The 14,919-nt window shown below is 72.3% G+C and carries 12 protein-coding genes; 6 read left to right on the forward strand and 6 right to left on the reverse strand.

The window, feature by feature from the left end; genetic code table 11:
• Positions 1-25: 25 nt before the first annotated feature.
• Together Cco03nite_RS30220 and Cco03nite_RS30225 are read right to left on the reverse strand one after the other, a co-directional pair.
• Positions 26-778: an adenosylcobinamide amidohydrolase gene (locus tag Cco03nite_RS30220; protein WP_203696261.1), complete on the reverse strand. Its 753-nt coding sequence runs from the start codon at positions 776-778 to the stop codon at positions 26-28.
• Between the two features lie 167 nt (positions 779-945).
• Positions 946-3,159: an MMPL family transporter gene (locus Cco03nite_RS30225; RefSeq protein WP_203696263.1), complete on the reverse strand. Its 2,214-nt coding sequence runs from the start codon at positions 3,157-3,159 to the stop codon at positions 946-948.
• A 132-nt stretch (positions 3,160-3,291) separates the two neighbouring features.
• Between Cco03nite_RS30225 and Cco03nite_RS30230 the strand changes: the two genes are divergently transcribed.
• Positions 3,292-3,903: a Pr6Pr family membrane protein gene (locus Cco03nite_RS30230; RefSeq protein WP_203696265.1), complete on the forward strand. Its 612-nt coding sequence runs from the start codon at positions 3,292-3,294 to the stop codon at positions 3,901-3,903.
• Here Cco03nite_RS30230 and Cco03nite_RS30235 read toward each other — a convergent pair.
• On the reverse strand, positions 3,896-4,633 hold the full coding sequence (locus Cco03nite_RS30235; protein WP_203696267.1) for a carbon-nitrogen hydrolase family protein: 738 nt from the start codon (positions 4,631-4,633) through the stop codon (positions 3,896-3,898). The two genes, Cco03nite_RS30230 and Cco03nite_RS30235, sit on opposite strands and share 8 nt — an antisense overlap.
• 36 nt (positions 4,634-4,669) lie before the next feature.
• Positions 4,670-5,185 carry an anthrone oxygenase family protein gene (locus Cco03nite_RS30240; protein WP_203696269.1) on the reverse strand — a complete coding sequence of 172 codons (516 nt, stop codon included), beginning with the start codon at positions 5,183-5,185 and terminating at the stop codon, positions 4,670-4,672.
• A 92-nt stretch (positions 5,186-5,277) separates the two neighbouring features.
• Between Cco03nite_RS30240 and Cco03nite_RS30245 the strand changes: the two genes are divergently transcribed.
• Positions 5,278-5,943, forward strand: a complete 666-nt coding sequence (locus tag Cco03nite_RS30245; RefSeq protein ID WP_203696271.1) for a TetR/AcrR family transcriptional regulator — start codon at positions 5,278-5,280, stop codon at positions 5,941-5,943.
• A gap of 32 nt (positions 5,944-5,975) precedes the next feature.
• On the opposite strand, the gene Cco03nite_RS30250 is transcribed toward Cco03nite_RS30245, so the two are convergent.
• On the reverse strand, positions 5,976-7,394 hold the full coding sequence (locus tag Cco03nite_RS30250; RefSeq protein WP_203696272.1) for a helix-turn-helix domain-containing protein: 1,419 nt from the start codon (positions 7,392-7,394) through the stop codon (positions 5,976-5,978).
• Between the two features lie 140 nt (positions 7,395-7,534).
• On the opposite strand from Cco03nite_RS30250, the gene Cco03nite_RS30255 reads away from it, so the two are divergent.
• Positions 7,535-8,728: a thrombospondin type 3 repeat-containing protein gene (locus Cco03nite_RS30255; RefSeq protein ID WP_203696274.1), complete on the forward strand. Its 1,194-nt coding sequence runs from the start codon at positions 7,535-7,537 to the stop codon at positions 8,726-8,728.
• Positions 8,729-8,838: 110 nt separating this feature from the next.
• Here the strand turns inward: Cco03nite_RS30255 and Cco03nite_RS30260 are convergent, their stop codons facing one another.
• A complete protein-coding gene (locus Cco03nite_RS30260) occupies positions 8,839-11,094 on the reverse strand; it encodes a CBM35 domain-containing protein (RefSeq protein ID WP_203696276.1) in 2,256 nt (751 codons plus the stop codon).
• Between the two features lie 226 nt (positions 11,095-11,320).
• On the opposite strand from Cco03nite_RS30260, the gene Cco03nite_RS30265 reads away from it, so the two are divergent.
• The 3 genes from Cco03nite_RS30265 to Cco03nite_RS30275 form a co-directional block, all read left to right on the forward strand.
• Positions 11,321-12,724, forward strand: coding sequence for a cytochrome ubiquinol oxidase subunit I (locus tag Cco03nite_RS30265; protein ID WP_203696278.1), 1,404 nt, complete (start codon positions 11,321-11,323; stop codon positions 12,722-12,724).
• Between the two features lie 12 nt (positions 12,725-12,736).
• Positions 12,737-13,756, forward strand: a complete 1,020-nt coding sequence (gene cydB / locus Cco03nite_RS30270) for a cytochrome d ubiquinol oxidase subunit II (protein WP_203696280.1) — start codon at positions 12,737-12,739, stop codon at positions 13,754-13,756.
• A 161-nt stretch (positions 13,757-13,917) separates the two neighbouring features.
• A partial coding sequence (locus Cco03nite_RS30275) for a M4 family metallopeptidase (RefSeq protein WP_239167783.1) occupies positions 13,918-14,919 on the forward strand: 1,002 nt, incomplete at its 3' end.

Below are 14,919 nucleotides of genomic sequence, written 5' to 3' on the forward strand. Positions count from 1 at the left end.
GATACTGCAAAAGTTCTTGCCGTATCTACGAAAGTCGCCGGGCGCGGTATCGCAGCGCGGCCTCCAAAGTGGCCGTATGCACTGCTCGTGCCAGTCGCGACCCCCACTCCGAGCGCGGCCCGCAGAACAGGACCTCCTCGCCCGCCTCGCGGGCGGCCACGCACACCGCGTCGGTGGGGGTGCCCGAGGCGTCGAAGCCGGCGTCGAGCAGCGCCTGCACCTTCGCCTCGGTGGCGGTGGCCACCGCGTTGACCATCGCGGCGGGGGAGAGTGCCACCGGCAGTGCGACGACGATGTTGATGGTCCCCGGGACCGGCATGGCGCGGTCCGCCGCGGCCGCGGGTGCAGGCGGCGCGAGGACGGTGGCCGCGGGTGCGGGCGGCGTCGGCACCGTGTCCCGTGCGGGCGTGGCGGGGTCCGCGGCCCAGCCGCACACGCCGATCCCTGCCGTGACCAGCGCCTCGACGCCGCCGTCGGTGGCGAAGGCACCCTCGGTGACGCGGGCGGCCGTCATCAGGCCGACGCCTCGGCCGGTCATGCCGTGCCGCTGGGCGATCTCGGTCAGGTGCCGGTCCGGGTCGAGCCGGGTGTACCCGTGGCCGACCTGGGCGTTGAGCACCCACGTGCGGGGGCCCGTGCCGCCGCCGAGCACGGCGCTGGAGATCATCTGCCAGCCGTCGCCGGCTCGCCACAGCAGAGCCGGCCAGGTGCCGGACGCGTCCTCGTGCTGGACCAGCAGGGCGCGTAGCAGCGCGGCGTCAGGGTGGGGGATCGGCACACGGCACCTTAACGCGGTGGCCGAGCCCGCTGCGCCGGAGGCGACTTGCATCGACGTCGGCCTATCACATCGAATTCGATCTACAGCCAGTCGATGTAATAGGCCACCGTCTATGACAGGCGGGATCCTCCGCGGCGGGCGGGATGGTCTGCGAGGGGCGGGATCGTTTATGGGGAGCGGGGTGGGCGGGTGGCGGAGGCCGCCGTCGCCGGCTGTGCGCGGCGGGGGCGGGGAGGAGTCGGCGGGGCGGTTGCGGGAGTGGTCGGCGGGGCGGTGCCGGTCGGCAGGGCGGTGCCTCGGGCGGGCCACCAGTTGGCACGGCCGAGCAGGGACATCACGGCGGGCAGCAGCAGTCCACGGACCACCGTCACGTCGAGCAGCACCGCGACGGCCATGCCGACGCCGATCTCCTTGACCGCGATCAGCTCGCCCAGCGCGAACCCGAGGAACACGATGCCGATCGACACGGCGGCGGCGGTGACCACGGGGCCGGTGGCGGTGATCCCGGCGAGCACGGCCTGGTCGTTGGCGGCGCGGGAGCCGCCGCCGCGGCGGGCCCACTCCTCCCTGATCCGGGCCAGCAGGAACACCTCGTAGTCCATGGACAGCCCGAAGATGAACACGAACAGCAACAATGGCGTCGTCAGGTCCAGCGCCCCCCAGGGCGTGAAGCCGAGCAGGCCCGACCCCCAGCCCCACTGGAACACCGCGACCAGCACGCCGAGCGTGGCGACCATCGTCAGCAGGTTCATCAGCAGCGCCTTCACCGGCACCACCAGCGAGCCGGTGAGCAGGAACAGCAGCAGCGCGGTCGCGGCCACGACGACGGCGAGCGCGACGGGCAGCCGGTCTCCGGTGGCGTCCTTCGCGTCGACGAGCTGCGCGGCGGGCCCGGCGACCAGCACCGGCACCGTCGTGTCCAGCGCGCGCAGGTCGCGTACCAGCTGCTGGGTGCGCTCGCCCGCGGCCGGGCCGGGCAGCTCCACCTCGGCGACGACGGACTGCGGCGGCACGTTCTCGCGCAGGTCCACATCGGTCACACCGGGCAGCGCGCGGATCCGGGCCAGCAGCGACCGCACCGCCGGGTCGGTGGCCGCCGCCTCGATCACCACGGGCACCGGCTGCGGATACTTCGCGGCGAAGTGCTGCTCGTACGCCTCGTACGCCTGCCGGGCCTCGCTGCTCGCGGGCAGCGAGCGGGCGTCGGAGTCGGCCAGGTTCAGGTGCAGCAGCGGCACGCCCAGCGTGAGCAGGGCCGCGCTCACGGCGAGCGCGACCGCGGCGGGCCGGCGCTGCGCGAACGCCGCCGAGCGGGCCAGCAGCCCCGGGCCGCGCCGGGCGGGCCGCCGCCACACCCAGGTCCGGGTGCCCGGCGCGGGGACGCGCCGGTGCGCGACCGCGATCAGCGCGGGCACCAGCGTCAGGCCGGTCGCGGTCGCCAGCAGCACCACCAGCGCGCCGCCCAGCGCCATCGCGGCCAGCAGCGGATCGGCGAACACGAACAGGCCCGACAGCGCGACCCCGACCGCGAGCCCCGACACCAGCACGGCCCGTCCGGCGGTGGCCACCGTGCGGGCCAGCAGATCCGGGATCGGCGCGCGCGGGTCGGCGGCCCGCTCCTCGCGGAACCGGGCCACGATCAGCAGGCTGTAGTCCACGGCCAGGCCCAGGCCGAGCAGGGTGACCACGTTGACCGTGTACTCGCTGACGCCGGTCACCCCGGCCAGCCCGGTCAGCGCGAGCAGGGTCGCGGCGACCGTGGCCAGGGCCGCGCCCAGCGGCAGGCTGCCCGAGGCCAGGCCGCCCAGCATGACGACCAGCGCCCCGCACAGCACCACCAGCGCCACCGACTCGCCCAGCGCGGCGTCCGCGATCGCCTGGTCGCCGAAGTCGCGCTCGGCGAGCAGCTTGCCGCCGACCAGCACCTCCGGCACGTCGATCCGGTGCAGCGCGGCCCGCACCTTGTCGGCGGCGGCGAGCGCCTCGTCGTCGCTCAGCTCCGGCGACAGCTCGACCACGACCAGGGAGCTCTCGCTGTCGGTGGAGATCTGCGACGAGCCGGCCGTGTACGGGTCGGTGACCTTGACGACGCCGGGGATGGCCCGGATCTCGAACATGACCCGGGTGGCCTGGTCGACCAGGTCGGTGGCGAAGAAGTTGCGCCCCGACAGCACCGCCACCACCTGCTCGCCGGTCGGCGTCAGCGCGTCGAGGCGGGCCTGCGCGACGGTCGAGGGCGCGCCGGGGCGCAGGTCGTCCAGCGGCTGGGTGCGGTCGTACACGGTGCCGCCGAAGACCGCCCCGCACAGGGCGATCCCGGCCCAGACCGCGAGCACGGCGTACCGCCCCCGGGCCGCGATCCGACCGAGCCGTGCGAGCATCGCGTCCTCCAAGGCATGACCATGCCGATCTTTCGATCGCCGGACGCCATGAAATACCGCCGACCGTCCGAACGCAACAGGCTCGTGAACGAGGGCTGTTCACCGCGGCCGCCCATTGGTACGTTCTCGCGCATGCCGACCGCCCGTGCGCTGCGCGCCCTCACCGCCGGTTGCGCCCTCGCGGGCGTGGCGCTGCTGCTGGCGCACACCGGCGGCGACGCGGGCATCGCGGTGTACTTCACGGTGCAGAGCAACCTGATCGTCGCGGCCGTGTTCGGGCTCGCCGCGTTCGGCCGGGGCGACGTGCGGCTGCGCGGGGCGGCGACGCTCTACATCACGATCACCGGCACCGTGTACCACCTGGTGCTGACGAACCCGGCCAGCCCGTTCTTCACCGCCGACCCGGGTGCCGAGACCGTGCACAACCTGCTGCTGCACACGGTCACGCCGCTGCTCGCGGCCGCCGACTGGCTGCTGGTCAACCGCGACCGGGTGCGCTGGTGGCACGCCGGGGCCTGGCTGGCCTACCCGCTGGCCTACCTGGCCTTCGCGCTGGTACGCGGCGCGATCACGGGCCGGTACCCGTACCCCTTCATCGACGTGGCGGCGCTGGGCTACGGCGCGGTCGCGGTCAACGCCCTGGTCTTCTCGGTCCTGTTCTTCCTGCTCGGCCTGCTGCTGATCGGCCTCGGCGAACTGGCCCGCAGGGTTCGGCGCGTCCCGGCCGTCGAGCAGATCAGCTGACGGTCGCCGTCACCATGCCCGTCGTGCCTAGGGGGACCTGCACGACGACCTGGCCCGCGGGGTCCAGCACGCTGGTCGGACCGTAGCCGATCCGCAGCTCGTCGCGCTCTCCGGTCACATCGGCAGAGATCAGCCACATCCGGGTCTCCCTGGCGCGTTCCGCCCTGATCTCGTGGTGCCGGTCGCGCCATTGCAACGCGGCCGGCCGCCGCATCATGTTCTGCGCCGGCACCAGCAGCACCCGCGCGCCCTGCCCCGCGACCGCGGCGGCGGCTTCGGGGAACCGGGTGTCGTGGCAGATGTTGATGCCGAAACGGACCCCGTTGCGGACGAAGGTCGGATACGACCCGCCGCTGTCGAAGTACCGCTCACCGTCGGTGAGATGCGTCTTGCGGTAGACCCCGGCGAGTTCACCGCCGGTGACCACGACTGCCGAGTTGTACAGCTCGTCGCCGTCGCTCTCGATCAGGCCGAACACCAGCGTCTGTCGCACCGGGCGCAGCCGTCGCAGCACGTCGGTGAACCCGGGCGAGCCGAGGCTCAGCGCGTGGGTGTTCAGGTGTGCGGGTTCCACCAGATAGCCCTGCAGGAACCCCTCGGGGAACAGCAGCAGGTCGAGGTCCTGTGCCGCGTCCGCGGCGGCGAAGCCGACCATGCAGGCGAGCGCCCCGTCGACGTCGCCCAGTAGCTCAGGCGTCTGGCAGGCACCGATTCGCAATACGCCGCGCATTCCGCGACTCTAAAGCGCACGCCTACGTCGGTCCGGTCAGGTGAGCGCGGCCGCCTGGGGTCCGGCGGTGCTCGCCGGAGCCCTGGTGCCCTGGTCCGCCGACGAGGCGACCAGGAGGGCGGCGAAGGCCAGCAGGGCGAGCACAGTGCGTACCGTGTGCAGCTTCCACCACCTGCGGCGGAGGTCTGCCCAATCGGCCGGCGGCTGTTCTGCGGTCCACGTGTCGGCGAGCCGGTTCAGGGGCTCCAACTGCGTCACGGTGAGCACGACGACCGCCGTGACCAGGACCGTGGCGGCGACGGTGAGCCCTAACACCAGCCCGCCCCGGCGGTGCGACAGCGCGGACGCGGTCACGAGCAGGGCGAGCGCGCCGAGCAGTAGGGGCGGCATGGCCCGGCCGTAGTCCCGGTTGAGCGCCTGCCAGTACGGCACGTACGCGGTGGCCGGCAGCCGGCTCAGCGACGGGGCGATCAGCAGGAACAGGGTGCCTCCGGCGAACAGGCCGACCAGCGCCGTCGCCGTCGGGCGGATGAGCATCAGCAGTTGCGGCATGGGGTGCTGCCTCCGTGTCGACATTGGATCTACTGGATCGGAATCATTTCAATAGAAGAGGTTCCAGTCAATCGTCTGGCATGATGACGGCGATGACCGAGCACACCCGGCGGCGCTACCGCAGCGAGCTGCGGCAGGAGAACGCCCAGGCCACCCGGCAGCGGATCGCCGACGCCGCGCGCACCCTGATGCTGGACCGCGGTTACGCCGCGACCACCATGGCCGACGTGGCACAGGCCGCGGGGGTGGCCGTGCAGACGCTTTACACGTCCTGCCCCGGCGGCAAACCTGGGCTCGCCAAGCTGGTCTACGACGTGACGCTCGCGGGCGACGGACAACTCGTTCCGCAGGCCGAACGGCCCCAGGTGCATGCGATCATCGCCGAGCCCGACCCGGTCCGGAAGTTGTTCCTGTTCGCAGAGATGGCAGTGGACATCTACGCGCGGATCGGCCCGGTGCACCGGGTGCTGCGCTCCGCGGCGTCTGGTGGCGGGCTGACCGACCTGATGGCCGAGACCGAGCAGCAGCGCCGGACCGGCAGCCGAGGGCCGGCCGAGCACCTGGCGCAGGTCGGCGCGTTACGTCCCGGCCTGGCCGTCGATCGAGCCGCCGACCAGATCTACGTCCTCACGTCGATCGAGCTGTTCGAGCGGCTCGTCGAGGGGTGCGGCTGGAGCCTCGCCGACTGCCACGACTGGCTCGCGCGCACCCTCGCCGACGCGCTGCTCGCACCGGACCCGAGCACGTCGGATTCTTGACGGCCTGTGGTCACCGGGACGACCGGAAACCGTCAAGATCGGAGGGTCAGGGTGGCCGAGGCGAGTTCGGTGCGGTTACGTACGCCGAGTTTGCGGAAGATGTTGCCGAGGTGGAACTCGACCGTCTTGGCCGAGACGCTCAGCAACTCCGCGACCTCCCGGTTGCTGAGCCCGCCCGCGACGGCTTGGGCGACCCTGGTCTCGGCCTCGGTCAGCTGCGGCCCGTCGGGCGGAGCCGGTGTGGTGGGCCGGGACTCGGCGGAGCGGGGTGCGGGGATGCGGGGCACACCGCCCGTGGCGCCGACGCGCTGCAGGTCGGCCATGACGCGGGCGAGTAGGCCGGCCGCGCCGATCGCGGCGTACCCGGTGCAGGCGACCTCCAGCAGGCGGACCGCGTCGGCGCGGCGGCCGAGCCGGGCGTGCTGGGCGCCGAGCAGCCACGCCATCCGGGGCCGGGAGAGCCGCTCCACCGGCCGGTTCAGCCCGGCCAGGGACGCCTCGAAGCGGGCCATCGCGGCCGGGTCGGCCGGCTGGGCGATCCACGAGCGCCAGGCGGGCAGCGCCGGTGCGCCGGGCCAGCCGAGCGGCGGGTCGGGCATCCCGGCCAGCAGCGCGGCGGCGGCCTCGGGGCGGCCGTGCAGGGCGTAGTGGGTGGCGAGTTCCCAGCGGTGCTCGAAGATGAGGCCGGAGTTGGCCCCGACCACGGTGCCGACCAGGTACTCCAGCACGCCCAGCCAGGCGTCGGCGTCGCCCGCGGCCAGGTGCAGCGCGGCCGCGCACTCGGCGATGTGCGCCGCGACCCAGCTCGACCCGGCGCGCGCCGCGAGGTCGCGGGCCTGCGCCAGGCAGGCGGCCGAGGCGGTCAGGTCCCCGCACATCGCTTCGATCTTGACCAGCCACGAGACGGCCTCGGCCTCGATGTCGAGCCGTCCCGCCGCGCGGGCCAGCCGACGCGCCTCGTGCAGCCCGGCCCGGCCGCGCAGCAGGTCGCCGCTCCAGGCGTCGCCGAGCGCGAGCATGGACGCGAGCCTGGCCTGGCGGGCGGGTTCGGTGTCGGCCTGGGCCATGAGGTGGGCGTAGCGCGGCCGGGTGTCCTCCGGACGCATCATCGACAGCGTGCAGATGACCGCGCATTCCAGGTGGAGCGGGTCGGCGTGCAGGCGGTGCGTCTCGATGAGCCGCAGCGCCGTCTCCAGGTGCCGGGTGGCGTGCGGTTTCCGGGTGCGTACGCCGACGACCCCGGCGACGGTGTGGAACAGCACCTCGGTCTGCGGCCGGGCCGGGTCGGACCGCAGCGCGGCGAGCCGGTCGGCCAGCGGCCGCAGGGTGGTCGCGTCCGCGGTGCGGGACATGTTGAAGAACGCCTCGGCGATCAGCCGGGCGGCGGCCACCGGCTCGCCGGCGCGCCGGGCGGCGGCAAGGAGCTGATCGGCATCGACATCGGGGAGCACGCGGACAGAGTAGTGGGGTGGCACCAGGGAAATCCCCAGGTGACGAGGGGGTGCGAGTGGCGGGATGCCGACAGCGGGCGGCCTGCCGGAGGGGCCGGTGCGACCGTCGCCGCATGCCTCGAGGAATTATCAGTATCGCTATGGCGACCGTCCTGTCCGGAGTGCTCGTCCTCGGCGGCGGTGTGCCCGCGGCGGCGGCCGAGGAGCCGAACCGCGAGCGGCGGGTGCTGCGCCTGTGCGACCCGACCGGCTGTTACGTGGCCTGGCGGGCGTACGACTCCGACCGCGACGGCGTGTGCGACGCCGACGAGGTCGCCGCAGGCACCGACCCGCACGACCCGGCGAGCAGGCCGCCGCTGCGGCACGTGGCGGAGCTGGCCGCGGGCCGGGCGCTGCCGACGTTCGAGTACGGCGTGGGCGGCTTCGTGCTGTTCCCCGCCGAGATCATCACCGCCCGCGAGAAGCTGGGCGTGGACCCGCTGGGCGCGTTCCCGCTGCACGGGCGCGCCGACACGCTCACCCGCCTGGGCGTCTCCGCGGAGCAGCTCGACAAGTTCGGGATCTCGCTGGAGCGCGACGGCTTCTCGCTCGGCCTGGACGGGCTGACGGCCAAGCCCGGCCTGCCGGCCGGGGTCAAGCTGGGCCGCTTCGACGCGAGCCTGGTCAGCGCGGGTACGTCGAACACCCACTTCGCGCACGGCGGCTGGATCGGCGCCGAGAAGCTCGGCGACGGTGACACGGTCAACCGCTACCGCGACGGCTCGACCGAGCAGGTGACCCGGACCGGCCACCACGTGCAGATCGTCTACAGCGACGAGAAGGGCCAGACCAACAGCAACTGGAACGGGTTCGACGACACCCGGGTGGACGGCGCGGCGGCGGTCCGCGAGATGCGCGGGGAGCGCTATCAGCCGGACGGGGAGAAGGAGTCGACGGACGAGGGGACTTCCCGCGACGACCTCGACGGCCCCGAGGACAGCTACTCGGGCGAGACGGAGTACCCCGAGGAGGACGGCGGTTACGTCAACCCCGATGAGGCGTACAGCGGCATGGTCACCGAGGAGATGGTCGACGGCGTGCTGCGGCTGCGCGGCGCGGCGGTCGACGTGGTCCAGGGCTGGCACGCGCCCGGCACCGACGGGACGCCCGACGACGTACGCGACCCGAGCACGATCATGCTGGTGGACGACACCGCCGGGGACGTGTTCCTGCTGGTCGAGCCGACCCGGCTGGCCGCCATGCCGCTGCCGGAGAGCCGTCCCGACCTGCCGGACCCGATGGACCGAGTGCCGCCGACGGTGCCCGGCACGGGCGGGTGCGGCGGCCTCTGCTGACCCCGGGGCCGGGTGGCGGTGATCGGCCGCCACCCGGCCGCTACCTGCGGGTGAACCGTGCCGGGGCCCTGCCTGCCCCGGCACGGACGCAGGCGCCGCCCGCCGGGGCGTCAGGCGGGGCGCGGAGTGACGGTGAGCCAGTCCAGCTCCGCGTAGCCGTCGCCCTTGGCCAGGCGCACCCGGTGCCGGCCCGCGGGCAGCGGCACGGTGACCTCGGCGCGGCGCAGCACCTGGTCCTGACGCGGCCCGGTCAGCCACGCCCCGGTGCTCGGGTAGGACACCGTGGCCCGTTCGACGCCGTCGACCAGCACCCGGTGGGTGGCCGTGCCGGGCAGGCCGTTGCCGTAGCCGACGGTCAGCCGGTACGACCCGGCGACCGGGGCGTCGACGGTGAACTCGACCGCGGACTCGGCCAGGTCGATGCCGCCGACCAGGTCCGGGAACTCGTTGTAGCCGTAGTGCGTGATCCGGGCGGCGGTGACCGCGGCCAGCTCCGCCTCGTACCGGTGGGTGTCGGGGCGCACGTCGATGAAGTCCAGCTCGGCGTACCCGGCGCCGCGGCCGAACCGGATCTCGTTGCGGCCCGCCGCCAGCACGACCCGCTTGTTCGCGGTGGACAGGGCGGAGTTCGCCCAGCCGTCGGTGGCGGGGTAGTCGACCGTGCCCTGCGCGGTGCCGTTGACAGTGACGGCGTGGCTCGCCGCCGCGCCGGTGCCGTTGGCGTAGCGGACCCGCATCAGGTACATGCCGGTTGTCGGCACGTCGACGGCGAAGGTGACCGCGCTGTCGGCGAAGTCGAGGCCGCCGACGTACGCGTCGCCGGAGGCCAGGGCCCGGCCGTCCGTGCCGCCGTGCACCACCACGTGCTGCCGGGACGCGGTCTCGGCCTCGTACTTGCCGGGGTACGCCGTGGGCGGGGCGGCGGGGGAGATCTGGACGCGGTAGCCGTCGTGCCGGCGCATGGTGCGGATCGGGACCGTGAGGCGGCCCGCCGCGTCGACCGTCATCGTCTTGTCGAACTGGCTGTACGGCCCGGTCAGCGGGTCGCCGCCGCGTTCGGTGCGCGAGTCGGTGTCGGTGGGCTCCTTGTCCCAGTACACGGCCTCCAGGCGGACCCGCACCTGCCCGGTCAGGCCGCGGGCGGCCAGGCCGGTCACCACCACGTCGACGTCGCCGTCCTCGCCGCCGGCCAGCAGGGTCACCGTGCGCGCGGCCGCGTCCCAGCTCGCGACGCCGTCGCTGGCCTGGTAGCGGCGGGTGTCCCAGCGGCTGACGTCGAGCCGGTCGCCGCGCAGCGTCTTGTACCAGTTCATCATGAACCAGCCCGCGTTCGGCGCGAGCGTGCCGGAAGCGGTGCGGCGCAGCGTGTTCCCGAGCAGGCCGGGGTTGGTGTAGATGGCCATGGCCGCGTGGTCGACGCCGTAGCGCTCGAACTCGGCCCAGTGCTTGACCATGGCACCGGGCACGCCCTCGAACTCGCCGTTGCCGGGGCCGTACTCCTCGATGACCACGGGCAGCGGGCGGCCGGGCACGCCGAGCTGGTTCTCCAGCGGCCGGTAGTAGCGCGACAGGCTCTCCGGCACGTCGCCGGGGCTCGGGCCGAGGCTGTGCCAGCCGATCATGTTCGGCACGGTGCCGGTGGCGACCGCGTTGGCCAGGAAGCCGCGCATGCGCTCCTGCAGCGCGGGTTCCCAGCCGCGGTAGTGCTCGAAGTTCGGGCCCATGATCGGCACGGTGGGCTCGATGGCCCGGATGCGCCGGAAGGTCTGCGTCCACAGCCAGAAGAACTTCTGGTCGTACGTCGCGCCGGGCACGCTCGTGTCCTGGGCGAAGCCGCCCTGCAGCTTGTTGTCCGGCTCGTTGAACGGGGCCACGGCCAGCAGCACGTCCTTGTAGGCCTGGATGCCGCGGGTGGCGCTGTCCACCTTGGCGTACCAGTCGGCGGTGCCCTTCCACTGGTAGGGCCAGCCGTCCATGAGGTCGTTGTAGCGGCCGATCATCTTCATGCCCGCGGCGCGCATCTTGCCGGCCACGGCCTCGGTCGAGGTCGGGTAGGACGCGTCGCCCTGGGCGCTCTGGTGCTGGCTGAGATAACGCTGCGTGCCGGCGGCCAGGTCGGCGGGGGTGTCCGGGGTGGCCGCGACGCCGAACAGGGTGCCCAGTCCGGCCTTCTTCAGCGGGCCGCCGGCACGGTCGGCGTACACGGTGATGACGGACTCGACGGTGGCGGCGTGGGCGGGGTGTGCCGGCTGGCCGGGCAGCAGGCCGGAGGCGAGCGTGACGGCCCCGGTCAGCGCCGTGGCGGCGGCCGCGGTGAGATGTGCGGCACGCTTTCCGGGCGGTGGGCGCCTGGCTGAGAGATACACGGGAATCCCTTTCCTGGGAGCGAGTGTGGGAGCGCTTCCAGAACCTCAGGATTCAGCCGGGACCGGCATTCTCATAGACGTTTCGAAATGTCTTCGGGAACGGCCCCGAAGCCGGACAGTGACGTACGGGCGTGACTCAGCTCGCACCCGGGGGATACCCCGTCATTCAGCTCATATTCAGGGAGCACTCTGCTGCCAGTAGCCTCGCACAGGCAGGAGTCCCGGCATGGACGTGACGGATCTGGCCCGCTGGCAGTTCGGTGTCACCACCGTCTACCACTTCCTTTTCGTGCCGCTCACCATCGGTCTGGTGTTCATGGTGGCCGCCTTCGAGACGGCCTGGGTGCGCACCGGCAACGAGAAGTGGCTGAAGCTCACCAAGTTCTACGGCAAGCTCTTCCTGATCAATTTCGCGATGGGCCTCGTCACGGGCATCGTGCAGGAATTCCAGTTCGGCATGAACTGGAGCGAGTACTCGCGCTTCGTCGGCGACGTGTTCGGCGCGCCGCTGGCCATGGAGGCGCTGGTCGCCTTCTTCCTCGAATCCACGTTCCTCGGGCTGTGGATCTTCGGCTGGGACCGGTTGCCGAAGAAGATCCATGCGGCATGCATCTGGGTCGTCGCGGTCGGCACGGTGCTCAGCGCGTACTTCATCCTGGCCGCGAACTCGTGGATGCAGAACCCGGTGGGCTACCGCATCAACCCGGACACCGGCCGCGCCGAGCTGACCGACATCGTCGCCGTGCTGACCAACAAGGTCGCGCTGATCACCGTGCCGCACACCGTGGCCGGCTGCTTACTGGTCGCGGGCGGCCTGGTCACCGCGGTCGCGGTCTGGCACCTGGTGCGCCGCCCGGGACAGGACACCGGCACGTACCGCAGCGCCGTGAAGATCGGCGCGTGGACCACCCTGGTCGCGATGGGCGCGATGCTGCTCACCGGCGACATCCAGGGCAAGATCATGACCGAGGTGCAGCCGATGAAGATGGCGGCCGCCGAGGCGCTCTACGAATCCGAGCAGCCCGCCCCGTTCTCGGTGTTCACCGTCGGCACGCTCGACGGCAGCCGGCCCGTCTGGTCGGTGGAGATCCCCGGCCTGCTGTCCTTCCTCGGCACCGGCAGCTTCGACGGCCGGGTCGAGGGGATCAACGACCTGCAGGCCGAGTACGAGCAGAAGTACGGCGAAGGCGACTACTCGCCGAACATCCCGCTGACCTACTGGACGTTCCGCTTCATGATCGGCCTGGGCGCGGCGGCGGCGCTGCTGGCGCTGTGGGCGCTGTGGTCGATCCGCCGCGGGCGCGCGCCGACGAACCGGTGGCTGGTGCGCGGGCTCCCCCTGCTGCCGCTGCTGCCGCTGGCGGCGAACTCCACCGGCTGGATCTTCACCGAGATGGGCCGCCAGCCGTGGGTGGTGTTCGGCGAGCTGAAGACGGCCGCCGCGAACTCGCCCAACGTCGGCGCGGGCGAGCTGATCACGTCGTTGGCCGTCTTCACCCTGGTGTACGGCGTGCTGGCCTTCATCGAGGTACGGCTGCTGCTCAAGTACGCCCGCGCCGGGCTGCCCGACGTCACCCCGCCGCCCCCGGCCGAGTCCGACGAGGACCGCCCGCTGGCCTTCGCGTACTAGGAGAGGTGCGCCATGGAACTGACCACCCTGTGGTTTCTGCTGATCGCGGGACTGTTCGTCGGCTACTTCGTGCTGGAGGGCTTCGACTTCGGCGTGGGCATGCTGGTGCCCGTGCTCGGCCGCGACGACCGCGAGCGCCGGGTCGTCATCAACACCATCGGCCCGCTGTGGGACGGCAACGAGGTGTGGCTGATCACCGCGGGCGGGGCGATGTTCGCCGCGTTCCCGGAGTGGTACGCCACCCTGTTCTCCGGCTTCTACCTGCCGCTGCTGCTGATCCTGCTGGCGCTGATCCTGCGCGGGGTCGCCTTCGACTTCCGCGGTAAGCGGCCCGAGGCGGCCTGGCGGCGGCGCTGGGATTGGTGCATCGTGTTCGGCTCGGCGGTGCCGGCGTTCGTGTGGGGCGTCGTTTTCGCCAACGTGGTGCGCGGCGTGCCGCTCGACAGCGGCCACAACCACGTGGGCGGCGTGCTCGACCTGCTGAACCCGTACGCGCTGCTGGGCGGGGCGACGATGGTGGCGCTGTTCCTCACCCACGGGGCGATCTTCATCGCGCTGAAGACCAGCGGCGACATCCGGCGGCGGGCGAACGCGCTGGCGGGCCGGGCCGGGCTCGGGGCGGCCGCGCTGGCGGTGCTGTTCCTCGGGTTGACGCTGGCGCACCGGAGCGGCACGGCGGCCGTGGTGCTGTCGGCGCTCGCGGCGCTGTGCCTGATCGGCGGGTTGGTCGCGAACCGGGTGCCGGCGCGTGACGGCGAGGGCCGCCGGGAGGGCTGGGCGTTCGCGGGCACCGCGGCGGCGGTGGCGCTGGCCGTGGCGTCGCTGTTCGCCGGGCTGCACCCGTACGTGCTGCCGTCGACCGTCGAGCCGGCCGTCAACAGCCTCACCGTGCTGAACGCGGCGTCGTCGGCGTACACCCTGAAGATCATGTCTTGGGTGGCTCTGGTGTTCGCGCCGATCGTGGTGCTCTACCAGGGCTGGACTTACTGGGTCTTCCGCAAGCGCATCGGTACACAGCACATCCCTGAGTGACCGGATGGTCAGAATGTGTGACGGCCATCGCGGAATCGCGCGCGAGTATGTCACAGATGAATCTGCATACTCAAGTCTTTCTATGTAAGGGGGTAACAGGGTATCCATAGGGAACTCGTGGCTACCGCCACGAGAACTTTGTGGAGAGTCGGGGAGGACTCGTGAGGAAGATCCTCGCCACTGCCGGCGTGGCCGTCACCGCGGTCGCGTTCGTGGCAGTGTCAGCAACCTCGGGCGCGGCAGCGCCCGACACGGCCGCGGCGGAACGTGCCGCGGCCGTCGGCGCGAACGCGGCGGACATCCGCTCGTCGGCGTCGGACGGCTACGCCGTCGACCGCGTCCGCAAGGACGCCAACGGCGCCACCCACACCAAGTACACCCGCACCTACCAGGGTCTGCGCGTGTACGGCGGTGACTTCGTGGTGCACACCAAGGCCGGCGGCGCCTACGCCGGCGTGTCCAACGGCCTGATCGCGCCCATCACCGTGGCGACCACCCCGAAGGTCACCGCGGCGAAGGCGCTGGAGACGGCCAAGGCCAACTTCGCCGGCACCATCACCGCCGAGCGGGGCTCGGAGCTGTTCGTCGACGCCAGCACCGGTCAGGGCCGCCTGGCCTGGGAGACCACGCTGCACGGCTGGCTGGCCGACGGCCAGACCCCGTCCAAGCTGCACGTCATCACCGACGCGCAGACCGGCGCGCTCATCGGCTCGTTCGACGAGATCGAGACGGTCACCGGCACCGGCAACGGCATCTACTCGGGCAACGTCAGCATCGACACGACGCTGTCGGGCTCGACGTACCAGATGATCGACCCGGTTCGCGGCAACGGCCGCACCTGTGACATGAACAACGGCACGTCGACCTGTACGACGTTCACCGACGCGGACAACGCGTGGGGCACCGGGGCCAACTCCAACCGGCAGTCCGCCGGTGTGGACGCGCACTTCGGCGCGGCCAAGACGTTCGACTACTTCAAGAACGTGCACGGCCGCAACGGCATCTTCGGCAACGGCTCGGGCGTGCCCAGCCGGGTCCACTACGGCAACGCGTACGTCAACGCGTTCTGGGACGGCGCGCAGATGACCTACGGCGACGGCTCGGGCAACAGCCGCCCGCTGGTCTCGCTGGACGTCGCGGGCCACGAGATGAGCCACGGTGTG

The organism is Catellatospora coxensis (assembly GCF_016862635.1).
GTDB classification, from domain to species: Bacteria; Actinomycetota; Actinomycetes; order Mycobacteriales; family Micromonosporaceae; genus Catellatospora; species Catellatospora coxensis.

Excerpts from the sequence above, each read along its gene's own strand:
- Cco03nite_RS30225 (WP_203696263.1), bottom strand. The coding sequence starts at position 3,159 with ATGCTCGCACGGCTCGGTCGGATCGCGGCCCGGGGGCGGTACGCCGTG.
- Cco03nite_RS30230 (WP_203696265.1), top strand. The coding sequence starts at position 3,292 with ATGCCGACCGCCCGTGCGCTGCGCGCCCTCACCGCCGGTTGCGCCCTC.
- Cco03nite_RS30235 (WP_203696267.1), bottom strand. The coding sequence starts at position 4,633 with ATGCGCGGCGTATTGCGAATCGGTGCCTGCCAGACGCCTGAGCTACTG.
- Cco03nite_RS30240 (WP_203696269.1), bottom strand. The coding sequence starts at position 5,185 with ATGCCGCAACTGCTGATGCTCATCCGCCCGACGGCGACGGCGCTGGTC.
- Cco03nite_RS30245 (WP_203696271.1), top strand. The coding sequence starts at position 5,278 with ATGACCGAGCACACCCGGCGGCGCTACCGCAGCGAGCTGCGGCAGGAG.
- Cco03nite_RS30255 (WP_203696274.1), top strand. The coding sequence starts at position 7,535 with ATGGCGACCGTCCTGTCCGGAGTGCTCGTCCTCGGCGGCGGTGTGCCC.
- Cco03nite_RS30265 (WP_203696278.1), top strand. The coding sequence starts at position 11,321 with ATGGACGTGACGGATCTGGCCCGCTGGCAGTTCGGTGTCACCACCGTC.
- cydB (WP_203696280.1), top strand. The coding sequence starts at position 12,737 with ATGGAACTGACCACCCTGTGGTTTCTGCTGATCGCGGGACTGTTCGTC.